Origin of the sequence: Pseudomonas sp. FP2254, from assembly GCF_030687695.1 — a bacterium.
GTDB lineage: Bacteria > Pseudomonadota > Gammaproteobacteria > Pseudomonadales > Pseudomonadaceae > Aquipseudomonas > Aquipseudomonas quebecensis.
The window spans coordinates 4,785,110-4,805,940 of record NZ_CP117444.1 but is presented as its reverse complement, the minus strand read 5'-3'; the positions used below and the strand labels follow the sequence as shown (position 1 = coordinate 4,805,940).

Below are 20,831 nucleotides of genomic sequence, written 5' to 3'. Positions count from 1 at the left end.
TCTTGATGAACGGTCCTACAAAATATTGAGATGAGTATGGCCGTTAATCGCGGCAATACCCTTCGCCGGTCACCACAACCAGGCAGTCTTTCTTGTCCGCCAGCCACTTGAGACCGGTCGCCGCGCCATCACCGGCGCGCAGCAACTGCGGACCGTCCGGGCGGTTGAAGGCGATCCCATCTTCGGCCGCTTCACCCTTGAAGGTGCCGCTGTCATCGGCGTCGAGGCCGTACTGCATGGTAAGAAGATAGTGACCGCGGCCAATGCTGTCGTCCTTGGCGATGGTCAGGTGCAGGCCTTCGACGCCGACCCACTTGCCGACCCATTTATCGGTCGGTGGAGTCTGCGGCACCAGCGTGGCTTGCACCGACGCGGGCGCGGGTTTGGGCGCTTGCCTGGCCTCCTGGTTGCAGGCGGCGAGCAAGGCGAGGGTGGAAAGAACAAAGAAGGTTTTTTTCATAGCGGCAAGGCCTTGATTAAAAAATGTGCAGCTGGAAGGCAACGTGCAGGGTTGGACTCGATTCCCATGATTTAGTGCGCTGTTCGCCCGGTGTTTGGTTATGCTCTTGGGGCAGGCTGCGGCCCGCCTGCTAGATTACCGGGTTGAGCGCGGCCTCGTTCAGTGCTCAGCGTTAAGCCCGCCACGCAAGAGAATTCCATGACTGTCAGTACCCCGCTTTCCGGCGTCAACCATCCGTTCAAAGGCATCCTGCTGATTGTGGTGGCGACCTTTCTGTTTTCCAGCCACGACGCGTTGTCCAAATACCTGGCCGGGTTCTATCCGATCGTGATGGTGGTGTGGGCACGGTACGTGGTGCATACCGTGCTGATGGCCGGGATCTTCCTGCCGCAATCGGGTCTGCGCGTGCTGCGCAGTAAGCGACCGGGGATGCAGGTGGTGCGGGCCTTGTGCCTGTTGGGCACCAGTCTGTTCTTTACCACCGCGCTGCATTACATCCCACTGGCAGAGGCCACGGCGGTGAACTTCCTTGCACCGATCCTGGTGACTGCGCTGTCGGTGCCGCTGCTGGGTGAGCATGTGACACGTGGCCAGTGGCTGGCGGTGATCTGCGGGTTTATCGGCGTGCTGGTGATCATCCACCCAGGCGGTGAACTGTTCACGCCGGCGGTGCTGCTGCCGTTGTGTTCAGCGATGTTCTTCTGCTTTTACCAACTGCTGACGCGCATCCTCAGCCAGTACGACACCCCCACCACCAGCAACTTTTTTGCCGGGTTGTGCAATACCCTGGTGATGAGTGCGCTGGTGCCGTTCTTCTGGCAGGTGCCGACCCTGTGGCACGGCGTGATGATGCTGGCCCTGGGCACCTGTGGCATGACGGCGCACTTGATGCTGACCCAGGCGTTCCGCTTTGCGGCGCCTGCCTTGCTGGCGCCGTTCGGCTATTGCCAGATCGTGTTCGCGGGGTTGCTGGGCTGGCTGGTGTTTGCCCATACCCCCGACATGACCACGGTGGTCGGCATCGGGGTGATCTGCATGAGCGGGTTGGCCGCCGCCTGGCAGCAGCGGCGGCGATGATTCATACCTCGACGGTGGGAATCTTGCGCGGTGCCATGAAGTACATCCAGGCCAGCGCAATGAAGTACATCGCCGGGATCAGAGTGAACAACACGGTGTAGTTGTTGTGGGTCACGGTCAGGATATGGCCGACGATCTGGGTCATGAACATGCCGCCGATGGCCGCGCACATGCCGCCGAAGCCGAATACCGTGCTCATCATGTGCTTGGGCGTGTAGTCCATCACCAGGCTCCAGATATTCGCGGTCCAGGCCTGGTGCGCACCGATGGCCAGGGAGATGGCGAACACCGCCACCCACAGCTGGCTGGAGCCGGCCGCCATGATCACGCCGACGATGCAGCAGGCGAACAGCAGCATCGACAGCAGCCGCGCCTTGATCGAGTTCATCCCTCGGCCGATCAGGAACGAAGAGAGAATCCCCCCACCCACGCTCCCGAAGTCGGCTGTCAGATAAATAATGATCAGTGGGATGCCCATCTGCGTCACGTTGATGCCCAGGTTGTATTGCTGGTTCAGGAACGGTGGCAGCCAGTACAGGTAGAACCAGAACACCGGCGCGGTCAGCGAATAGGCCAGGGCAAAGGCCCAGGTGCCGCGCATGCGCAGGATACGGGTGAAGGGCACGCGTGGTTGTTCCGGTTCGGCTTGTTGTTGTACGTAGTCCAATTCGGATTGTTTAACCGTCGGATGCTCTTCGGGGTTGTAGTACTTCAGGCCCCAGCACACCAGCCAGATGCCGCCCAGCGCCGACATGCACAGGAACGCCGCCTGCCAGCCCCATACGTGCAGGATCAGCGGCAACAGCATCGGTGTCATCATCGCGCCGACGTTGGTGCCGGCATTGAAAATACCGGTGGCCACTGCGCGCTCGCCGGCGGGGAACCACAGGCGGGTGGTTTTGACGCAGGCCGGGTAGTTGGCGGCTTCGGTCAGGCCGAGGATAAAGCGGCAAACCATAAAGCCGACGGCCGAGGTGGCCAGGCCGTGGGCGCCGGTGGCCAGGCTCCACAGCAATACCGCGAAGAAGAACACGCGTTTCACGCCAACGCGGTCGATCAAGCGACCCTGCAGCACAAACCCGATGGCGTAGCCGACCTGGAACCAGAAGTTGATGTTGGCGTAGTCCATCGCCGTCCAGCTCATTTCCTTGGCCAGGATCGGCTGCATCACCCCCAGGGCGGCGCGGTCGATGTAGTTCAGGGTGGTGGCGAAGAACACCAGGGCCAGCATGCCCCAGCGGGTTTTGCCCACGGCCAGGGCGCCGCGGATCTTGCTGCCGATGCCGGCGTGCGGCATGCCTGGGCGCTCGGCCAGGACGGAGTTTTGCAAAGGCATGAGGTCGTACCCGTTTTTTGAAATTTTTATGGTGTGTTCTGGGTCTTTTGTGAACGTTTGTTGCGTGATCGATGGTGCGCAGCGCCTAAAAAATCGTCAATTCGCTGCACGGCATAGTGTTCGATAATCGCCCGAAAAACTAACCGGTTCGTACATTTTATTTGCTGCCGGTAGGCGGGGGGCGAATAATTTGCCACAAACAACCAATGCGGGGAGTTTCCATGCAACGTTCCATCGCTACCGTTTCCTTGAGCGGCACCCTGCCGGAAAAGCTCGACGCCATCGCCGCCGCTGGGTTCGATGGGGTGGAAATCTTCGAGAATGACTTGTTGTATTACGACGGCAGCCCGCGGGAAGTGCGGCAGATGTGCGCCGACCTCGGCATCGCCATCACCTTGTTCCAGCCGTTTCGCGACTTTGAAGGCTGCCGTCGCGAGCGCCTGGCGCGCAACCTGGAGCGGGCCGAGCGTAAATTCGATCTGATGCAGGAACTGGGCACCGATCTGGTGCTGGTGTGCAGCAATGCCTCGGCCGATTGTGTGGGCGACGAATCCATTCTGCTGGATGACTTGAGCCTGCTGGCCGAGCACGCCGGCAAACGTGGCTTGCGCATTGGCTATGAAGCCCTGGCCTGGGGCAAGCATGTGAACACCTGGCAGCAGGTGTGGAACCTGGTGCGTCAAGTCGATCATCCGAGCCTGGGCGTGCTGCTCGACAGCTTCCATACCCTGTCGCTCAAGGGCGACCCAAGCGCTATCGCGCAGATCCCCGGCGACAAGATCTTCTTCGTGCAAATGGCCGATGCGCCCATCCTGGCCATGGATGTGCTGGAATGGAGCCGGCATTTCCGCTGCTTCCCGGGGCAGGGCGAATTCGACCTGGCCGGGTTTCTGGCGCCGATTATCAAAAGTGGTTACACCGGGCCGCTGTCCCTGGAAATCTTCAACGATGGTTTCCGCGCCGCGCCGACCCGCGCCAATGCCGCCGACGGGTTGCGCTCGCTGCTGTACCTGGAGGAAAAAACACGCCAGCGCCTGGCCGAGGAACAGTCGGCCGCGCCGGTGGATATCCTGTTCGAAACGCCGCCTGCCAGCGAGTACGACGGCATCGAGTTCCTCGAATTTGCCGTGGATGAAAGCCTCGGCGCCAAGCTCTCCCACTGGCTGGAGCGACTTGGCTTCGTCAAGGCCGGGCAGCACCGTTCCAAGGCCGTCAGCCTGTTGCGCCAGGGTGAGATCAACCTGATCCTCAATTGCGAGCCGTATTCCTTCGCCCATAACTTTTTCGAAGCCCACGGGCCGTCGCTGTGCGCCACGGCGTTGCGGGTCAAGGACAGCGCCAAGGCGTTGGAGCGCGCGGTCGCCTTTAAAGGCCAGCCTTATCGTGGCCTGGTCGGGCCGAACGAACTGGAGCTGGCGGCGGTGCGCGCGCCGGACGGCAGCCTGATTTACCTGGTGGACGCCAGCGAAGGCGGGCTCTACGACACCGATTTCAACCTGCAGGCGAACACGGCTTGTAGCGGCGGCCTGCTGCGCATCGACCATATGGCAATGGCCCTGCCGGCTGACAGCCTCGACAGTTGGGTACTGTTCTACAAGAGTCTGCTGGATTTCGAAGCCGATGACGAAGTGGTGCTGCCCGACCCCTACGGCCTGGTGAAAAGCCGCGCATTGCGCAGCCGTTGCAGCTCGATCCGCCTGCCGCTGAATATTTCCGAGAACCGCAACACGGCCATTTCCCACGCGCTATCGAGCTATCGGGGCTCGGGGGTGCATCACATTGCCTTCGACTGTGCGGATATTTTCGCCGAGGTACGCCGGGCCAAAGAGGCCGGTGTGCCGCTGCTGGATATCCCGCTCAATTATTACGACGACCTGGCGGCGCGCTTTGATTTTGATGAGGAGTTCCTCAGCGAGCTGGCGTACTACAACGTGCTGTACGACCGCGACGCTCAGGGCGGTGAGTTGTTTCACGTCTACACCGAGCCGTTCGAAGGGCGGTTTTTCTTCGAAATCATCCAACGCAAAAACGGTTACGTGGGCTACGGCGCGGCCAACGTGGCGGTACGCCTGGCGGCGATGGCCAAGTCGCGCAGCGGCGCGGTGCGCCAGGCACGCCTGTAAGCCATGGCCGGGTGCTTCCTTCGGGGAGCGGCCCGGCCCATAATCGCGGCCTGCCTAACAACAATGGCCGTGAGCACAATGACGTCGAGTCCCGAACTCCCCGCAGTGCCAGAAGCACCGCGCAAGAGTCGTAAGAACAACCCGGAAAAGACCCGCGAAAACATACTGCAGGAAGCCATTGTGGAGTTTGTCCAGCAGGGCCTTTCCGGCGCGCGCGTGGACGCCATCGCCGAACGCATCCACACTTCCAAACGCATGATCTACTACTACTTCGGCAGCAAGGAGCAGCTGTACGTCGAGGTGCTGGAGAAGCTCTACGGCGATATCCGCAATACCGAAACCCGCATGAACCTCACGGCGCTGGAACCGCGTGAAGCGATCCGTCGGCTGGTGGAATTCACCTTTGATCACCACGATCAGAACGTGGATTTCGTGCGCATCGTCAGCATCGAAAATATCCACAACGCTGAATATGTGAAGCGCTCGGACTCGATCAAGGCCATGAACAGCAACATCCTCGAAGCCCTGGGCACTACCTTGCGCCGAGGTGCCGAAATGGGCCTGTTCCGCGAAGGCCTGGAGCCGCTGGATGTGCACCTGCTGATCAACTCATTCAGTTTTTACCGGGTGTCCAACCGCCATACGTTCAGTGAGATCTTTCAGATCGAACTGTCGGATGAGGCGGTTAAACAGCGCCACCGCGAGATGCTCTGCGACTCGGTGATGCGCTACCTGCAAGCCTGAAGGCTCAGGTTGGAATGCCTGCCAGGTGGAGGGGCAAGCCCCTTCCACATTTTGATCTGGTTTCGTCAGTCAGGTATTCATGCTGTTGAAGTGCGTCAGCATGCGTTGCGCATCCGGCACTTCACCGCTGAATAATTCAAATGCTTTTACCGCCTGGAACACCGCCATATTGCCGCCGTCCAGGGTGCGACACCCCAGGGCGCGTGCATCCCGTAGCAGTTGGGTTTCCAGCGGGAAGTAGACGATTTCCGCTACCCACAGCTGAGCGCGCAAAAGCGCCGCCGGCACCGGTGTACCGGGGAGTTTGGCCATACCCATCGGCGTGGTGTTAACCAGGCCATCGGCGTCGGCCACGGCGTTCTCCAGGTCTGCGCCGACTTGAGCGCGGCCGCTGCCGAAACGCTGTGCGAGGTTATCCACAAGGTCGCGGGCGCGGCCGGCGTCCACATCGAAAACACTCAGCTGCTCCACCCCTTCAGCCAGCAGTGCATGCGCGACTGCCGCGCCCGCACCACCGGCGCCCATCTGCACCACACGCTGGCGCGGCACGTCACTGAGATTGCGCCGCAAACCTTCGGCAAACCCCAGGCAATCGGTGTTGTGGCCGATGCGTTTGCCGTCTTTGAACACCACGGTATTCACCGCGCCGATGCCTCGGGCCTCGTCGGACAAGTCATCCAGCAGCGGCAGAATCGCTTGTTTGCATGGGTAGGTAATGTTCAGCCCGGTAAAGTGCATCAGCTCGGCGGCGCGTAGGAGCTCGGGCAGGGCCTTGGCGTCCAGGCCCAGGGCATCGAGGTCGATCAGTTGATACAGGTAGCGCAGGCCCTGGGCGTCGCCTTCCTGTTCGTGCAAAGCGGGCGTGCGGGAGGCCTGGATGCCGGCGCCGATCAGGCCGGCAAGAATGCGTGGCTTCATCAGGCACGTCCTTTCAGCAGATGGCTGAAATGTTCCAGGGCCAGGTGGTAGCCGTGGCTGCCGAAACCGGCCAATACCGCTTTGGCGATGGGCGACACGAACGAGTGATGACGAAACGCCTCACGCGCATGCACGTTGGATAAATGCACTTCGACCACCGGCACTTCACTGGCCACCAGTGCATCACGGATCGCCACCGAGGTATGGGTCCAGGCCGCTGGATTGATCACGATGCCGGCGCAACGCGCACGGGCGCCGTGGACCCAGTCCAGCAGCTCGCCTTCGTGGTTGGTCTGGCGAAATTCGATCTTCAGTCCGAACTGTTCCGCGCTACGGCCGCACAACGCGGCAATGTCGGCCAGGGTTTCATGCCCGTACGTAGCAGGCTCGCGGCTGCCGAGCAGGTTGAGGTTGGGGCCGTTGAGCACCAGCACGATGGGCGGCATGAGGGGGTATCTCCACAGTTCTTGTTGGTTATGGAGATAAAATGTACTGGATGGTTAATTTGGTCAATTGCCAGCGCGGCATGTGTTCGATTATCGAACCGTTAATGCGAGCAACGCGCTGCAAGCCCACTGCGCGGCCGCTTAGCCAATGGCTCGGGCGGCCGTGCATGGGACAACAGCACGTTTAGCGTCGGGTCAACAACACACCCGATTCCATATGGTGCGTCCACGGAAACTGATCAAACAGCGCACACCGGGTAATACGGTGCGTGTCATGCAGTTGCGCAATGTTCGCCGCCAACGTCTCCGGGTTGCAGGAGATGTACAGGATAGTGTCGAACCGCCGGGTCAGTTCGCAGGTGTCCGGGTCCATGCCGGCACGCGGCGGGTCGACGAAAACGCTGCCGAATTCGTAGCTCTTCAGATCGATTCCCTGCAGGCGGCGGAACGGGCGAACTTCGTTGAGCGCTTCGGTCAGTTCTTCAGCGGACAGGCGCACGAGGGTGACGTTAGCCACGGCGTTTTCATCGAGGTTACTCAGGGCTGCGTTGACCGAGGTCTTGCTGATCTCAGTGGCCAGCACCTTGCGCACACGGGTCGCCAGGGGCAGGGTGAAGTTGCCGTTGCCGCAGTACAGCTCCAGCAAGTCATCCGCACGATCGCCCAACGCCTCGTAGGCCCAGTTGAGCATCTTCTGGTTCACCGTGCCGTTGGGCTGGGTGAACGCGCCTTCGGGTTGGCGATAGCTGAAGGTGCGGCCGCCGACGTCGAGTTTCTCCACCACGTAGTCGTGGCCGATCACATCGCGCTTGCCCTTGGAGCGGCCGATGATGCTCACGTTCAGGTCCGCGGCGAGCTGGTTGGCGGCGGCATGCCAGTGCTCGTCCAGCGGGCGGTGATAGCACAGGGTGATCATTGCATCGCCGGCCAGGGTGGTGAGGAACTCCACCTGGAACAGTTTGTGGCTCAGGGCGGCGCTGGCTTGCCAGGCGGCCTTGAGCTGCGGCATCAGCTGGTTGATGCGAGCGCTGGCGATGGGGAAGTCTTCGATCAGGATCGGCGTGCGCTTGTCATCCTGGGAAAACATCGCGTAGTGGCGTTCACCGCCCTCGCGCCACAGGCGGAATTCCGCGCGCAGGCGGAAGTGCTGCAGCGGCGAGTCGAACACCTGCGGCTCGGGCGCATCGAACGGAGCGAGCAGGTCACGCAGGCGCGTGACCTTGTCTTGCAATTGAGCGGTGTAGCGTGCGGCGTCAAAAGTCATGCGTTGAACCAGCCCAGCTTGATCACGAACAGGATCGACAGAATCACCAGCGCCGGGTTCAGCTCACGGTAGCGGCCCGAAAGCAGCTTGATGGCGGTCCAGGCGATGAAACCGAAGGCGATGCCGTTGGCGATGGAGTAAGTGAAGGGCATCGCCAGGGCGGTGATCACCACCGGCGCTGCAACGGTAATGTCATCCCAGTCGATTTCGGCCAGGCCCTGGGTCATCAGCACGGCGACGAACAGCAGCGCCGGTGCGGTGGCAAAAGCCGGAACGCTGGCGGCCAGCGGCGAGAAGAACAGTGCGAGCAGGAACAGGATCGCGACCACGATGGCGGTCAAACCGGTGCGGCCACCGGCGCTCACGCCCGCGGCGGACTCGATATAACTGGTGGTGGTCGAGGTGCCCAGCAGCGAACCGGCCATGGCCGCGGTGCTGTCGGCGATCAGCGCACGCCCCATTTTCGGCATGTGGCCGTCCTTGCTCATCAGGCCGGCGCGCTTGGCGACGCCGATCAGGGTGCCGGAGTTGTCGAACAGGTCAACGAACAGGAAGGCAAAGATCACGCTGACCAGGCCGATATCCAGCGCGCCCTTGATATCCAGTTGCAGGAAGGTCGGTGCCAGGGACGGTGGCATTGAGGTCACGCCGCCGAACGGGGTAACGCCCAGTACGATGGAAGCAATGGTGACCGCCAGAATGCCGATCAGCACCGCACCACGTACGGCCAGGGCTTCCAGCGCGACGATCAGTACGAAACCGAGGGTGGCGAGGATGGGGGCGGCTTTTGTCAGGTCGCCCAGGCCCACCATGGTGGCCGGGTTACTGACCACGATCTGCGCGTTGTGCAAGGCAATCAGCGCCAGGAACAGGCCGATACCGGCCGCAATCGCTGAACGCAGGGGCAGGGGGATGGCGTTGATGATCCACTCACGGATGCGAAAGATCGACAGCAGGAAAAACAGCACCGCCGAAATAAACACCGCCCCCAGTGCCACTTGCCAGGTGTGGCCCATGTGCAGGACCACGGTGTAGGTAAAGAAGGCATTGAGGCCCATGCCCGGCGCGAGCGCGATGGGGTAGTTGGCGATCAGGCCCATCACGGTCGAACCGATGGCGGCCGCCAGGCAGGTCGCGACAAACACCGCACCTTTGTCCATGCCGGTTTCGCCGAGGATGCTCGGGTTCACGAACAGGATGTAGGCCATGGCCAGGAATGTCGTGATGCCCGCGAGGATCTCGGTGCGCACGTTGGTGTTGTGTGCCTTGAGTTGAAACAGCTTTTCCAGCATGCCGGCTCCCTGTGACGCTATTTTGCGTCGTGATTTGTTGACCTCTAAGTCAAAGCACAAACTGCGCCAAGCGCCTGTGGTTCCAGAGAGGATCGGAAAAAGCGGCGCATCATACCAGCAGCCGAGGCTGTGTGGCGCATGGGCTTGAGGCATACTGCGCCGACGTTCAATTCACGGTCATCGACAGCATGAAAAAAGCCAACGCGTGGAGTCTAGCCCTGATCGCCGCTCTGAGCCTGTGGCTCGGCGCGGCACCGGCATGGGGCGCGACTGCACCGGCCTTGAGCGAGGTGCGCGTGTTCAAGGTCGAGTCGTCGCGCTGCGAGGAAACCATCCCCGAACGCGTCACCTCCACGCAGATGTGCACGCACCGTGGGCCCACCAAGGTGTCGGTGATGGAGGTGGGCCTGGGCAATAACCCGGTCGGCCTGTTCAATGGCGCGGTATTGAATGGCCAGCGCACGCCGGTGTGCCAGGTCGGCAACATCAGCCAGGCGTGCAACGGCGCGGGCACGCTGATGGGCTACATCTATGTATTCGACCTGGATGTGCAGGCCCAGGGCTGGTTTGAATACAGCAACTCTTCGATCAACCCCCCGCGAAACACCTTGAAGACCCAGCTCAATATCCGCTGATCAATTCTCTTGAACGCTCAAAACCCCGGGAAGTCGTACCCCTGAGACGGCGATTTTCCTGAACGCCGCGGATGCAGACCAACCCGTGAGGTGTTTATGAGCGCAACCCCCCAAGGCGCGGCGGCCCAGCCGTTTGCCCGCCATTCGATACGCCTGACCCTCAATGGGCAGGCCCGCCAACTGGACGTGTTGCCCTGGACCACGCTGTTGGACCTGCTACGCGAACAACTGGACCTGGTGGGCAGCAAAAAAGGCTGCGACCACGGCCAATGCGGCGCCTGCACCGTGTTACGCGACGGCAAACGCGTGAACGCTTGCCTGACGCTGGCGGTGATGTGCGACGGTGCTGAACTGACCACCGTGGAAGGCCTGGCCAATGGCGATCAACTGCACCCCATGCAGCAAGCCTTCATCAAGCACGATGCCTTCCAATGCGGTTACTGCACGCCTGGGCAGATCTGCTCCGCCGTCGGCCTGGCCAATGAAGGCCGTGCCCACGACAGCGCGCAAATCCAGGAGCTGATGAGCGGTAACCTGTGCCGCTGCGGCGCCTACAGCAACATTCGCGATGCGATTGAAGAGGCCCTGCCGGCCTGCCGCAATGCGGGAGGTGAGCAATGAACCCGTTCCAGTACAGCAAACCGGCCGACGTGCACGAAGCCGTGCACCTGAGCAGTGCCGCGTCGCGCTTTATCGCCGGCGGTACCAACCTGCTGGACCTGATGAAAGAAAACATCAGCCGCCCCGAGCACCTGATCGATATCACCGGCCTGCCGTTGCACGGCGTCGAACCCACGGCCGAAGGCGGCGTGCGCATTGGCGCGCTGGTCAGCAACGCTGATCTGGCCTGGCACCCCTTGATTGAACAGCGTTACCCGTTGCTGTCCCAGGCCATCCTTGCCGGTGCCTCGCCGCAGTTGCGCAATATGGCCAGCACCGGTGGCAACCTGCTGCAGCGCACCCGTTGCTATTACTTCTACGACGCCAGCGTGCCCTGCAATAAACGCGAACCCGGCAGCGGTTGCCCGGCGCGCACCGGCTTGAATCGCATCCATGCGATCCTCGGTGCCAGTGAACACTGCGTGGCGACCCATCCGTCTGACATGTGCGTAGCCCTGGCGGCGCTGGAGGCGCGGGTGCATGTGCAAGGGCGCGGCGGTGCGCGGGTCATCGAGTTCGCCGACTTCCACCGTTTGCCCGGCGATGCGCCGCAACGGGACAACCAGCTGGCCGACGATGAACTGATCACTGCCATTGAATTGCCTGCCGACCACCTGGCGCGGCACAGCCATTATCTGAAGATCCGTGACCGTGCGTCCTACGCCTTCGCGTTGGTGTCGGTGGCCGCCGCTCTGGAGTTGGACGGCGATGTGATCGTCGACGCGCGCCTAGCCCTGGGCGGCGTGGCCCATAAACCCTGGCGCGACCGCGCGGTGGAGGCGGGATTGATCGGGCAGGCTGTCAGCCGCGAAACCTTCAGCCTCGCCGCCGATGCGATGTTGCAGGACGCCGAGCCGCTGGAACACAACGCTTTCAAGGTCAAGCTGGCACGGCGCGCAATTATCCGCGCCCTGAGCGATGCCGCTGTCGCAGGAGAACGCCCATGAGTGCCGTCGGAAAACCTCTGGACCGTGTCGACGGTCTGCTTAAAGTCACCGGCCAGGCGCGCTATGCCGGCGAGTTCCCCGAACACGACCTGCTGCATGGCAGCGTGGTGTCCAGCACTATCGCCAAGGGCCGCGTGGTTCGTATCGATGCGTCCAGGGCCCTGGCGCTGCCGGGTGTGGTCATGGTGCTCGATCACACCAACCGGCCTCGGTTGGCCAGCTATGACGACGCGTTTGCCGACGCCGATGCCGCCGATGGCTCGCCGTTTCGCCCGCTGTACAACGACCGCGTGCTGTACAGCGGCCAGCCCCTGGCCCTGGTGATCGCCGACAACCTGGAGCTGGCGCGACATGCCGGCTCCCTGGTGCAGATCGAATACGAGCGCGATGAGTTCGAAACCGACCTGCTCGCCCAGCAGGCCCAGGCCCATCCGTCGCCACAGACACCGCCGGCCCCGCGCGGGAATTTCCAGGCCGAGTGGACCGCTGCCGCCGTGAGCCTGGACGTGCACTACAGCACTCCCATCGAACATCACAACCCCATGGAACCCCACGCCAGCACCGTGCTGTACCAGGCAGATGGCACGCTGCATATCCATGACAAAACCCAGGGCCCGCAGAACTGCCAGGCCTATGTGCAAAAAGTGTTTGGCCTGGATAAAAGCCAGGTGCGGGTGTTTGCCGCGTTTGTCGGCGGTGCCTTTGGTTCCGGCCTGCGTCCGCAGTACCAATTGCCCCTGGCGGTGATGGCGTCGCTGGCGCTCAAGCGTTCGGTGCGCGTGACCCTGACACGTCAGCAGATGTTCACCTTCGGCTACCGCCCGCGCACGTTGCAGCGCTTGCAAATGGGCGCCGCCGCCAATGGTCGCCTGCTGGCGCTGGGGCACACTGCGATCGGCCAGACCTCGCGCTTTGAGGACTTCAGTGAACACGTGGTGGAGTGGAGCGGCATGCTGTATCACTGCGACAACGTGCAATTGACCTATAAGTTGGTGCCGCTGGATGTGTTCACGCCGCTGGACATGCGCGCACCCGGCGCCGCCCTCGGGGTGATCGGCCTGGAGTGCGCCATGGACGAACTGGCCTGCGCCCTGGCCATCGACCCGGTGCAACTGCGCCTGATCAACTACGCCGAGCGCAACCAGAACGAAGACAAACCGTGGTCGAGCAAAGCGCTGCGCGAGTGTTATGCCGAAGGCGCCGAGCGCTTTGGCTGGAGCCAGCGCAATTCGGAACCGCGCAGCATGCGCGACGGCCGTCAGCTGATCGGCTGGGGCATGGCGGGCGGCGTATGGGAAGCCATGCAAATGAAGGCCAGCGCCAAGGCGCGTATCGATGCCGAGGGTAAGCTGGTGGTGAGCAGCGCCACCACCGATATCGGCACCGGCACCTACACGGTGATGACCCAGATCGCCGCCCAGGCCAGCGGCGTGGCGGTGGAAGATGTGCGCTTCGTGCTAGGCGACTCATCGCTGCCCACCGCGCCGTTGCAGGGCGGTTCGTTCACTGTTTCCTCGGTGGGCACCGCCGTGCAACAGGCCTGCGAAGCGTTGACCGCCAAACTGCTGAGCGTGGCCCGGCAGACTTATCCGGTGTTCAAGGATGCCGAGTCGGTGCGCTTCGAGGACGGTCGGTTGCACACGGGCGACGTAAGCGTGTCGTTGGTGCAGTTGGTCAAGGACAGCGGTGAAGACGTCCTGGAGGTGCAGGTCGACAGCGAGCCGGACAAAAAACGCGAAGGTTATGCCACGGCGACCCATTCGGCGGTGTTCGTCGAAGTACGGGTGGATGAGGACCTCGGCACTATCAAGGTCAGCCGCGTGGTCAGCGTGATTGCCGCCGGGCGGGTGGTCAATCCGAAGATGGCCCGCAGCCAGATCCTCGGCGGCGTGGTATGGGGTATCGGCATGGCCCTGCATGAAGAAACCCAGATCGACCATCAGCTGGGCCGCTACATGAACCATAGCCTGGCCGAGTACCACATCCCGGTGAACGCCGATATTGGTGAGATTGATGTGGTATTCGTCGAAGAACACGACGAGATCGTCAACGCGCTGGGGTCCAAGGGCGTCGGCGAAATCGGCATCGTCGGCGTCGCGGCGGCAGTGGCCAATGCGGTGTACCACGCCACCGGCAAGCGGGTGCGGGACTTCCCGATTACCTTGGACAAGGTTCTTTAAAAACACGGTCTATCCAAATGTGAGAGGGGGCCAGCCCCCCAGTGGCGGTGTTTCAGTCAATGGATGCTTCGACTGTTACGCCGCCATCGAGGGCAAGCCCTCTCCCCCATTGACCTTGTCGCCACAGCGCCTATGCGGTGGGTTTCGAGACCGGTTCTTCCACCGGCACATGCATGCGATCACGGTTGGCCAGGGTGGGGAACAGTTTGATCCACACCCCGGTGACCACCAGGGTGCCGATCCCGCCCATCACCACGGCGGGCACGGTGCCGAACCAGTGGGCGGTGATGCCGGATTCGAATTCGCCCAATTGATTCGACGCGCCGATAAACAGGCCGTTGACGGCACTGACGCGCCCGCGCATTTCATCCGGCGTTTCCAACTGCACGAAGGACGCACGGATGACCATGCTGATCATGTCCGCCGCGCCCAGCACCACCAATACCGCCAGGGAAAACCAGAACGAAGTGGACAGGCCGAAAGCGATGGTCGCCACGCCGAATACGCCGACGGCGGTGAACATCACGCGGCCGACGTGGCGGTCCACCGAGAAGCGCGCCAGCCACAACGACATCAACAACGCCCCTACCGCCGGTGCCGAGCGCAACAGGCCCAGGCCCCAGGGGCCGGTCAGCAGGATGTCTTTGGCGAACACCGGCAGCAGCGCGGTGGCGCCGCCCAGCAGCACCGCGAACAAGTCCAGGGAAATGGCCCCCAGGATGTCCGGACGACTGCGGATAAAACGGATGCCGGCCAGCAGCGAATCCAAGGTGGCCTTGCCTTTGTTCAGCGGCGTCTGGCGGGCAGGCAGGTTGAGGGTCAGCGCGCAGGCGATCAGGTACAACACCACGGTGGGGCCATACACCCACACGCTGCCGAACGCGTAGAGCAAACCACCCAAGGCAGGTGCGACGATGGTGGCCAGTTGCTGGGCGGACTGCGACGACGCCACGGCACGCGGGAACAGCGCGCTGGGCACGATGCTGGGGAGCAGCGCCTGGGTGGTGGGCATTTCAAAAGACCGCGCAGCCCCGAGCAGGAAGGCGAGGATAAAGATCATCTCGCGGGTTACGTTGCCGGTCAGGCCGCCGATGGCCAGGGACAGCGCAATCAGCGCCTGTACGGTCTGGCAAATGGCCGCGACCTTGCGTCGCTCATAACGGTCGGCTACATGCCCGGTGTGCAGCATGAACAGCACGCGGGGTACAAACTCCACCAAGCCGACCAAACCCAGGTCCAGCACATTGCCGGTCAGTTGGTAAAGGTTCCAGCCGATGGCCACGGTCAGCATCTGGAAGCCACTTGCGGTAAAGATCCGCGCCAGCCAGAACGCTATGAAGGGGCGGTGGTGACGCAACAGCAACGCAGGTTCACTAGGCATCGGGAATTCAGATCAAGGCCGGAGGGAAGGGCGAGATTAGCATCAAGCTGTAACAAATAGTTGCGAGAACCGGGGTGAGGCAGCCTGTCACGCGTCAATCGACCACACAACTGGACAGCAAAAATGGGACTACTCTTTGAGCTGTAATTGATCCAGATCAAATCCATCCCATGATTTGTCCTGGCGGGCCGCAAGGCCGGATTCCCTACGTGGTTGGCCAAAAAAAGAAACGAATTGAAATTCGCCACACTCCATATCCGTGGGGGAAGTGGGTGCAGGCTCCCGCCAGCAGCCGGTATTACCTGACAGAGGAAGACTTATGTTCGGTTTGGAGGCGTTAGATCTCGCCCGAATTCAATTTGCGTTCACCGTCTCATTTCACATCCTGTTCCCGGCGATTACCATCGGCCTGGCCAGTTACCTTGCGGTGCTGGAAGGGCTCTGGCTCAAGACCCATAACGATACCTACCGTGACCTTTACCATTTCTGGTCGAAGATCTTTGCCGTCAACTTCGGCATGGGCGTGGTCTCGGGGTTGGTCATGGCCTACCAGTTCGGCACCAACTGGAGCCGCTTCTCGGATTTCGCCGGCGCCGTCACCGGCCCCTTGCTGACGTATGAAGTGCTCACGGCGTTCTTCCTCGAGGCCGGTTTTCTTGGCGTGATGCTGTTCGGCTGGAACAAGGTGGGGCGCAAGCTGCACTTCTTCTCCACGGTGATGGTGGCCGTGGGTACGCTGATCTCCACCTTCTGGATCCTGGCGTCCAACAGCTGGATGCAGACGCCCCAGGGCTTTGAAATCATCGACGGCCGCGTGATCCCGACCGACTGGCTGGCGGTAATCTTCAACCCTTCATTCCCCTACCGCTTGATGCACATGGCCACGGCGGCCTTCGTGGCGACCGCATTCTTCGTCGGCTCCTCGGCGGCCTGGCACTTGCTGCGCGGCAAGGACAACCCGGCGATCCGCAAAATGCTCTCCATGGCGATGTGGATGGCGCTGATTGTGGCGCCTGTCCAGGCGGTAATCGGTGACTTCCACGGGCTCAATACCCTGGAGCACCAGCCGGCGAAGATCGCCGCGATCGAAGGTCACTGGGAAAATAAAGGCAATGAGGCGACGCCGCTGATCCTGTTTGGCTGGCCCGACATGCAGGCGGAAAAAACCAAGTACGCCGTAGAGATTCCCTACCTGGGCAGCCTGATCCTGACCCATTCCCTGGATAAACAGGTGCCTGCACTCAAGGAGTTCGCGCCGCAGGACCGACCGAATTCGACCGTGGTGTTCTGGTCCTTCAGGGTCATGGTCGGGTTGGGGTTCCTGATGATCTTTACCGGTCTGTTCAGCCTGTGGCTGCGCCGGGGCGACCGGATGTATACCTCCAGACCGTTCCTGTACCTGGCGTTGTGGATGGGCCCGTCCGGCCTGATCGCGATCCTCGCCGGTTGGTTCACCACCGAAATCGGGCGCCAGCCTTGGGTGGTCTATGGGCTGATGCGCACGGCGGATGCCTCCTCCGGGCATAGCGTGGCGCAGATGACCATCACCCTGGTGTTGTTCGTAGTGGTGTACTTCGCCCTGTTCGGCGCGGGCCTGGGCTACATGATGCGCCTGGTGCGCAAAGGCCCTGTGACCCACGACAGCACCGAACCGACCCACGGCGGCCCCGGCCAGAAACGCACACCGGCACGTCCGTTGTCGGCGGCCGACGATGGCACCGACGACGACCACGACCACATCCAGCACAAGGGGAATTGAGATGGGTATTGATCTTCCGCTGATCTGGGCCGTGATCATCATCTTCGGCATCATGATGTACGTGGTGATGGACGGCTTCGACCTGGGCATCGGCATCCTCTTTCCGTTTGTTCCGGGCAAAGTCGACCGTGACGTGATGATGAACACCGTCGCGCCGGTCTGGGACGGCAATGAAACCTGGCTGGTGCTGGGTGGGGCGGCGCTGTACGGCGCCTTCCCGCTGGCTTATTCGGTGGTGCTGTCGGCGCTGTACCTGCCGCTGATCCTGATGCTGGTGGGGTTGATTTTTCGGGGCGTGGCGTTCGAGTTCCGCTTCAAAGCCAAGGACCACAAGCGCCATCTGTGGGACAAGGCCTTCATCGGCGGTTCGCTCGCGGCGACGTTCTTCCAGGGCGTGGCGCTGGGGGCGTTCATCGACGGCATTCCGGTGGTCAATCGCCAGTTCGCCGGCGGTTCGCTGGACTGGCTCACGCCGTTTACGCTGTTCTGCGGCGTAGCGCTGATCGTCGCGTATGCCTTGCTCGGCTGCACCTGGCTGATCATGAAGACCGAAGGCAAGCTGCAGGAACAGATGCACAACCTGGCGCGGCCGTTGGCATTCGTGGTGCTGGCGGTGATCGGCATCGTCAGCCTGTGGACCCCGCTGTCGCACGCGGAAATCGCCTCGCGCTGGTTCACCCTGCCTAATCTGTTCTGGTTCCTGCCGGTGCCGCTGCTGGTGCTGGTGACCATGTACGGGCTGATTCGCGCGGTGGCGCGCAATGCGCACTACACACCGTTCCTGCTGACGCTGGTGCTGATCTTCCTCGGCTACAGCGGCCTGGGAATCAGTCTGTGGCCGAACATCGTGCCGCCGTCGGTGTCGATCTGGGACGCCGCCGCACCGCCGCAGAGCCAAGGCTTCATGCTGGTGGGCACCTTGTTCATCATCCCATTCATCCTGGGTTACACCTTCTGGAGCTACTACGTGTTCCGCGGCAAGGTCACCCACGAAGACGGTTACCACTAGGAGGGGCGCGACATGTCCGGCAAGCCTTCGTTGCACGAGATCGAACAGGCTGAAAAGCAACCGCTGTGGCGGCGCCTGGGGTGGCTGGCGATGATTTGGACCGGCAGCGTGCTGGCACTGTTCGTCGTGGCCAGCCTGATGCGCATGTTCATGAATGCGGCCGGCCTGACCACCCACTGACATCCCATCCCGTTGCCTTGCGGCACGGTTTTTTGACCCTGTTTCTACGTTGTAGGGGCGGGGTCTTTTTTTATTTGCGGGCTTTGAGAATCACGAACTTGGGCGTGGCCGCCACCTGCTCGACGCCGCGGAACAGCCGCGCCAATTTGCTGTGATAACCCAGGTGGCGGTTGCCGACGATATACAGCGCACCGCCCACCACCAACGCCTCACGAGCCTGCTGGAACATGCGCCAGGCAAGGAAGTCGCCGACCACCTGCTGCTGGTGGAATGGCGGGTTGCACAGCACCACGTCCAGCGATTGGGCCGCTTGCCCGGCCAGGCCATCGGCGGCGCGCACGATCACGGCACGCTCACCGAGCGCGGCCTGCCAGTTTTCACGGGCCGATTGCACGGCCATGTAGGACTCGTCCACCAGGGTGTAGTGCGCGTCGGGGTTGTGCAGCGCGCTGGCAATCGCCAGCACGCCGTTGCCGCAGCCGAGGTCGGCCACGCGGGCATCGCCCAGGCCGGTGGGCAGGTGCGGCAGGAACGCGCGGGTGCCGATGTCCAGGCCTTCGCGACAGAACACGTTGGCGTGGTTCAGCAACTCAAGGGCGGGAGTGTCCAGGGTGTAGCGCGTCGGATAGGGCGAAGCGGCGACAGGGCGCTCGGCCACGGTGGCGATCAGCAGTCGGGCTTTCTTGACCGCCAGAGAGGCGTGCATCGGCCCGATATAGCGTTCCAGCAGGTCCCCGGCCGCGCGTGGCAAGTGCTTGACCATCGCCCCGGCGATCACTTCGGCGCCGGGTGCCAGTCGGCCCTGCAGGCGTATCAGTTGTTCTTCCAGCAGCGCCAGGGTTTTGGGCACGCGGATCAGCACGCGGTCGAACGGCCCGGTGGGCACCTCGCTTGCGGGAATGAACGGCACGGCATCGAAAGCCTTGGCGTTGCGCACCAGGTTTTTCTCCAGGCCCTGGGCCGCCAGGAACGAGTCGCCGCTGGACGTCACCTGCACCCGGCCTTCAAGGCTGGCCGCCAGGGCGCCGAAGCTGTCGTTGAGCACCAGCACGTGGGTGCTGACGTTCGGCTGCTGTGCCGCCAGATGGTTGAGCAGGTATTCGTCGGCGGCATCGAAGGCTTGCAGCGGGTCGTTGTGCTGCTCGGGCTGGCGGATCAGATCGAGCTGGGCGAAGGGGCTGTCGAGCAGGGGCATGGGGGGAGGAAACTCTGGGTAGTCGAACCTTCTGGGTGAACGGCGACACGACATTGAAGGCTGCGTCATCACCCGGAACTGGTCGCAAATGTTACGGTTTTTTTGTGCGGATTACATGCGGTGTTTATAGAAAGCCGGCCTTTGCAGCCACCATCACGGCGGCGATCTTGTTATTGACCCCTAGTTTTCGCATCGAACTGCAGTTGTGAAACCCCACCGTGCGTTCGGACAGGCACAGGATCTGTGCGATCTCCGCCGCGGTTTTGCCCAGCGCCGACCACCGCAGCACTTCGATTTCGCGCGCGGTCAACTTTGTGGACGGCCTGGCAGTTGGGCCGTTGGCGTATTTATGCGCCACTACGGTATGCAGCGCGTGGCACAGCCACAGGGCATTGCCGGCTTTTTCGTACAGTTCCTCCGGGGTGATTTCGCCTGTGCGGCGGCTCAATGTCAGCATGCTGACCACGCCGTGTGGGCTGTGCAACGGCTGTGTCCACCCCAAATGCACGCCATAGGATCGAGCCAGTTGCCACAGATGCGGCGAACTTTCGAAGGCACTTTCTTTCCACACAAACGGCAACACAGAGCGTTGGCAGTGAGTCACCACAGGGTCGTAATGAAAAAACTTGGCGCGGCGGTAGAGTTTGTTCCACTCATTTGGATAGTTGTTTTTTTCGAATACAAGATTTTGATTAGTCGTGTGCTGAGTACTCATTTTGAAGGCGCAGAAGTGAAAGCCGAGGGCGTAGGTTTCATTGACGACCATCTCAAAGACACTGGTGATCTCGTCCTCCTCTTTCAGTTTTGGGGGGCGTGTGTTGTGCCAGTTGACCATCGATAACTCTCCATGTGAATTGGCATGGCTTGGGTACGTCCTGATCCCAATGCTGCTCGGAAAAGAGTGTAGGACACCGGCTACTTTCAGGTACGAAAAAAAATTAATAGTAGTTGGTAATTTTCGAGGGTTTTAACTTGTACAGACTTAACAGTTTTGTGTAGCTATTTAAAAGAGTATTGATTTTTAGGCTTTTCAAGTAGTGTCTAATTGACATCATTTGGTTAGGCTTTTTACTCTAGTAATCGAACGGGAGGACGTTAATAGCTAAATGATTAGTGCATGTGCAAGAACTTGATCAGTCAAAAGCCGTAACTAATAAAGGGTCTTTCTATCGTCGCGATCGACATTCCGTCAGCGGTCGATAATGCCAGTACAAATCACCGGTGT

At 61.5% G+C, this 20,831-nt stretch carries 19 protein-coding genes; 10 read left to right on the top strand and 9 right to left on the bottom strand.

Going from position 1 to position 20,831, the window contains the following annotated elements; translation table 11 throughout:
- Window positions 1-43: 43 nt before the first annotated feature.
- Window positions 44-460: a membrane lipoprotein lipid attachment site-containing protein gene (locus PSH94_RS22090; RefSeq protein WP_181079800.1), complete on the bottom strand. Its 417-nt coding sequence runs from the start codon at window positions 458-460 to the stop codon at window positions 44-46.
- A gap of 198 nt (window positions 461-658) precedes the next feature.
- Between PSH94_RS22090 and PSH94_RS22085 the strand changes: the two genes are divergently transcribed.
- Complete coding sequence (locus PSH94_RS22085; RefSeq protein WP_034139389.1) at window positions 659-1,537, top strand: DMT family transporter; 879 nt, start codon at window positions 659-661, stop codon at window positions 1,535-1,537.
- A 1-nt stretch (window position 1,538) separates the two neighbouring features.
- Here PSH94_RS22085 and PSH94_RS22080 read toward each other — a convergent pair whose 3' ends face one another.
- Window positions 1,539-2,873: an MFS transporter gene (locus PSH94_RS22080; RefSeq protein ID WP_181079799.1), complete on the bottom strand. Its 1,335-nt coding sequence runs from the start codon at window positions 2,871-2,873 to the stop codon at window positions 1,539-1,541.
- A 221-nt stretch (window positions 2,874-3,094) separates the two neighbouring features.
- Between PSH94_RS22080 and quiC the strand changes: the two genes are divergently transcribed.
- Window positions 3,095-4,996: a 3-dehydroshikimate dehydratase QuiC gene (gene quiC, locus PSH94_RS22075; RefSeq protein WP_266246872.1), complete on the top strand. Its 1,902-nt coding sequence runs from the start codon at window positions 3,095-3,097 to the stop codon at window positions 4,994-4,996.
- A 78-nt stretch (window positions 4,997-5,074) separates the two neighbouring features.
- Window positions 5,075-5,740: a TetR/AcrR family transcriptional regulator gene (locus PSH94_RS22070; protein WP_181079797.1), complete on the top strand. Its 666-nt coding sequence runs from the start codon at window positions 5,075-5,077 to the stop codon at window positions 5,738-5,740.
- 69 nt (window positions 5,741-5,809) lie between these two features.
- Here PSH94_RS22070 and PSH94_RS22065 read toward each other — a convergent pair whose 3' ends face one another.
- The 4 genes from PSH94_RS22065 to PSH94_RS22050 all read right to left on the bottom strand — a co-directional run bounded on the left by PSH94_RS22065 (window position 5,810) and on the right by PSH94_RS22050 (window position 9,660).
- Window positions 5,810-6,658, bottom strand: coding sequence for a shikimate dehydrogenase (locus tag PSH94_RS22065; protein ID WP_370694738.1), 849 nt, complete (start codon window positions 6,656-6,658; stop codon window positions 5,810-5,812).
- Window positions 6,658-7,104, bottom strand: coding sequence for a type II 3-dehydroquinate dehydratase (gene aroQ, locus PSH94_RS22060; protein ID WP_253509510.1), 447 nt, complete (start codon window positions 7,102-7,104; stop codon window positions 6,658-6,660). Before aroQ ends, PSH94_RS22065 begins: the two co-directional genes overlap by 1 nt.
- 184 nt (window positions 7,105-7,288) lie before the next feature.
- On the bottom strand, window positions 7,289-8,368 hold the full coding sequence (trmA, locus tag PSH94_RS22055; protein ID WP_305435797.1) for a tRNA (uridine(54)-C5)-methyltransferase TrmA: 1,080 nt from the start codon (window positions 8,366-8,368) through the stop codon (window positions 7,289-7,291).
- Window positions 8,365-9,660, bottom strand: a complete 1,296-nt coding sequence (locus PSH94_RS22050; protein ID WP_017528884.1) for an NCS2 family permease — start codon at window positions 9,658-9,660, stop codon at window positions 8,365-8,367. Before PSH94_RS22050 ends, trmA begins: the two co-directional genes overlap by 4 nt.
- Window positions 9,661-9,848: 188 nt before the next feature.
- On the opposite strand from PSH94_RS22050, the gene PSH94_RS22045 reads away from it, so the two are divergent.
- The 4 genes from PSH94_RS22045 to PSH94_RS22030 all read left to right on the top strand — a co-directional run bounded on the left by PSH94_RS22045 (window position 9,849) and on the right by PSH94_RS22030 (window position 14,082).
- Window positions 9,849-10,295 carry a DUF4879 domain-containing protein gene (locus tag PSH94_RS22045; protein WP_181079794.1) on the top strand — a complete coding sequence of 149 codons (447 nt, stop codon included), beginning with the start codon at window positions 9,849-9,851 and terminating at the stop codon, window positions 10,293-10,295.
- Between the two features lie 96 nt (window positions 10,296-10,391).
- Window positions 10,392-10,916: a (2Fe-2S)-binding protein gene (locus PSH94_RS22040; protein WP_253509506.1), complete on the top strand. Its 525-nt coding sequence runs from the start codon at window positions 10,392-10,394 to the stop codon at window positions 10,914-10,916.
- Window positions 10,913-11,902, top strand: a complete 990-nt coding sequence (locus PSH94_RS22035; RefSeq protein WP_253509504.1) for a xanthine dehydrogenase family protein subunit M — start codon at window positions 10,913-10,915, stop codon at window positions 11,900-11,902. The genes PSH94_RS22040 and PSH94_RS22035 overlap by 4 nt, the downstream gene beginning before the upstream one ends.
- The gene (locus PSH94_RS22030; protein ID WP_305435792.1) at window positions 11,899-14,082 is read left to right on the top strand and encodes a xanthine dehydrogenase family protein molybdopterin-binding subunit; all 2,184 of its coding nucleotides are present in this window, start codon (window positions 11,899-11,901) and stop codon (window positions 14,080-14,082) included. The genes PSH94_RS22035 and PSH94_RS22030 overlap by 4 nt, the downstream gene beginning before the upstream one ends.
- Window positions 14,083-14,212: 130 nt before the next feature.
- On the opposite strand, the gene PSH94_RS22025 is transcribed toward PSH94_RS22030, so the two are convergent.
- Window positions 14,213-15,463: an MFS transporter gene (locus PSH94_RS22025; RefSeq protein ID WP_181079791.1), complete on the bottom strand. Its 1,251-nt coding sequence runs from the start codon at window positions 15,461-15,463 to the stop codon at window positions 14,213-14,215.
- Between the two features lie 319 nt (window positions 15,464-15,782).
- Here PSH94_RS22025 and PSH94_RS22020 point away from each other — a divergent pair, with 319 nt between their 5' ends.
- From PSH94_RS22020 to PSH94_RS22010, 3 genes are read left to right on the top strand one after another with little or no spacing between them, the layout of a single operon-like run.
- Window positions 15,783-17,222, top strand: coding sequence for a cytochrome ubiquinol oxidase subunit I (locus tag PSH94_RS22020; RefSeq protein ID WP_253509498.1), 1,440 nt, complete (start codon window positions 15,783-15,785; stop codon window positions 17,220-17,222).
- Window position 17,223: 1 nt separating this feature from the next.
- On the top strand, window positions 17,224-18,231 hold the full coding sequence (gene cydB / locus PSH94_RS22015) for a cytochrome d ubiquinol oxidase subunit II (protein WP_181079789.1): 1,008 nt from the start codon (window positions 17,224-17,226) through the stop codon (window positions 18,229-18,231).
- A 12-nt stretch (window positions 18,232-18,243) separates the two neighbouring features.
- Window positions 18,244-18,411: a DUF2474 domain-containing protein gene (locus PSH94_RS22010; protein WP_010206690.1), complete on the top strand. Its 168-nt coding sequence runs from the start codon at window positions 18,244-18,246 to the stop codon at window positions 18,409-18,411.
- 70 nt (window positions 18,412-18,481) lie between these two features.
- Here PSH94_RS22010 and PSH94_RS22005 read toward each other — a convergent pair whose 3' ends face one another.
- Both PSH94_RS22005 and PSH94_RS22000 read right to left on the bottom strand, forming a co-directional pair.
- Window positions 18,482-19,606, bottom strand: coding sequence for a class I SAM-dependent methyltransferase (locus PSH94_RS22005; RefSeq protein ID WP_305435789.1), 1,125 nt, complete (start codon window positions 19,604-19,606; stop codon window positions 18,482-18,484).
- A 124-nt stretch (window positions 19,607-19,730) separates the two neighbouring features.
- Window positions 19,731-20,441, bottom strand: a complete 711-nt coding sequence (locus PSH94_RS22000; protein ID WP_285428827.1) for an autoinducer binding domain-containing protein — start codon at window positions 20,439-20,441, stop codon at window positions 19,731-19,733.
- Window positions 20,442-20,831: the final 390 nt, after the last annotated feature.

Coding starts and splice junctions, on each gene's coding strand:
- PSH94_RS22005 (WP_305435789.1), bottom strand. CDS start 19,606: ATGCCCCTGCTCGACAGCCCCTTCGCCCAGCTCGATCTGATCCGCCAG.
- PSH94_RS22080 (WP_181079799.1), bottom strand. CDS start 2,873: ATGCCTTTGCAAAACTCCGTCCTGGCCGAGCGCCCAGGCATGCCGCAC.
- quiC (WP_266246872.1), top strand. CDS start 3,095: ATGCAACGTTCCATCGCTACCGTTTCCTTGAGCGGCACCCTGCCGGAA.
- PSH94_RS22065 (WP_370694738.1), bottom strand. CDS start 6,658: ATGAAGCCACGCATTCTTGCCGGCCTGATCGGCGCCGGCATCCAGGCC.
- PSH94_RS22020 (WP_253509498.1), top strand. CDS start 15,783: ATGTTCGGTTTGGAGGCGTTAGATCTCGCCCGAATTCAATTTGCGTTC.
- PSH94_RS22010 (WP_010206690.1), top strand. CDS start 18,244: ATGTCCGGCAAGCCTTCGTTGCACGAGATCGAACAGGCTGAAAAGCAA.
- PSH94_RS22040 (WP_253509506.1), top strand. CDS start 10,392: ATGAGCGCAACCCCCCAAGGCGCGGCGGCCCAGCCGTTTGCCCGCCAT.
- PSH94_RS22030 (WP_305435792.1), top strand. CDS start 11,899: ATGAGTGCCGTCGGAAAACCTCTGGACCGTGTCGACGGTCTGCTTAAA.
- aroQ (WP_253509510.1), bottom strand. CDS start 7,104: ATGCCGCCCATCGTGCTGGTGCTCAACGGCCCCAACCTCAACCTGCTC.
- PSH94_RS22000 (WP_285428827.1), bottom strand. CDS start 20,441: ATGGTCAACTGGCACAACACACGCCCCCCAAAACTGAAAGAGGAGGAC.
- PSH94_RS22050 (WP_017528884.1), bottom strand. CDS start 9,660: ATGCTGGAAAAGCTGTTTCAACTCAAGGCACACAACACCAACGTGCGC.
- cydB (WP_181079789.1), top strand. CDS start 17,224: ATGGGTATTGATCTTCCGCTGATCTGGGCCGTGATCATCATCTTCGGC.
- PSH94_RS22090 (WP_181079800.1), bottom strand. CDS start 460: ATGAAAAAAACCTTCTTTGTTCTTTCCACCCTCGCCTTGCTCGCCGCC.
- PSH94_RS22085 (WP_034139389.1), top strand. CDS start 659: ATGACTGTCAGTACCCCGCTTTCCGGCGTCAACCATCCGTTCAAAGGC.
- PSH94_RS22070 (WP_181079797.1), top strand. CDS start 5,075: ATGACGTCGAGTCCCGAACTCCCCGCAGTGCCAGAAGCACCGCGCAAG.
- PSH94_RS22025 (WP_181079791.1), bottom strand. CDS start 15,463: ATGCCTAGTGAACCTGCGTTGCTGTTGCGTCACCACCGCCCCTTCATA.
- PSH94_RS22045 (WP_181079794.1), top strand. CDS start 9,849: ATGAAAAAAGCCAACGCGTGGAGTCTAGCCCTGATCGCCGCTCTGAGC.
- trmA (WP_305435797.1), bottom strand. CDS start 8,368: ATGACTTTTGACGCCGCACGCTACACCGCTCAATTGCAAGACAAGGTC.
- PSH94_RS22035 (WP_253509504.1), top strand. CDS start 10,913: ATGAACCCGTTCCAGTACAGCAAACCGGCCGACGTGCACGAAGCCGTG.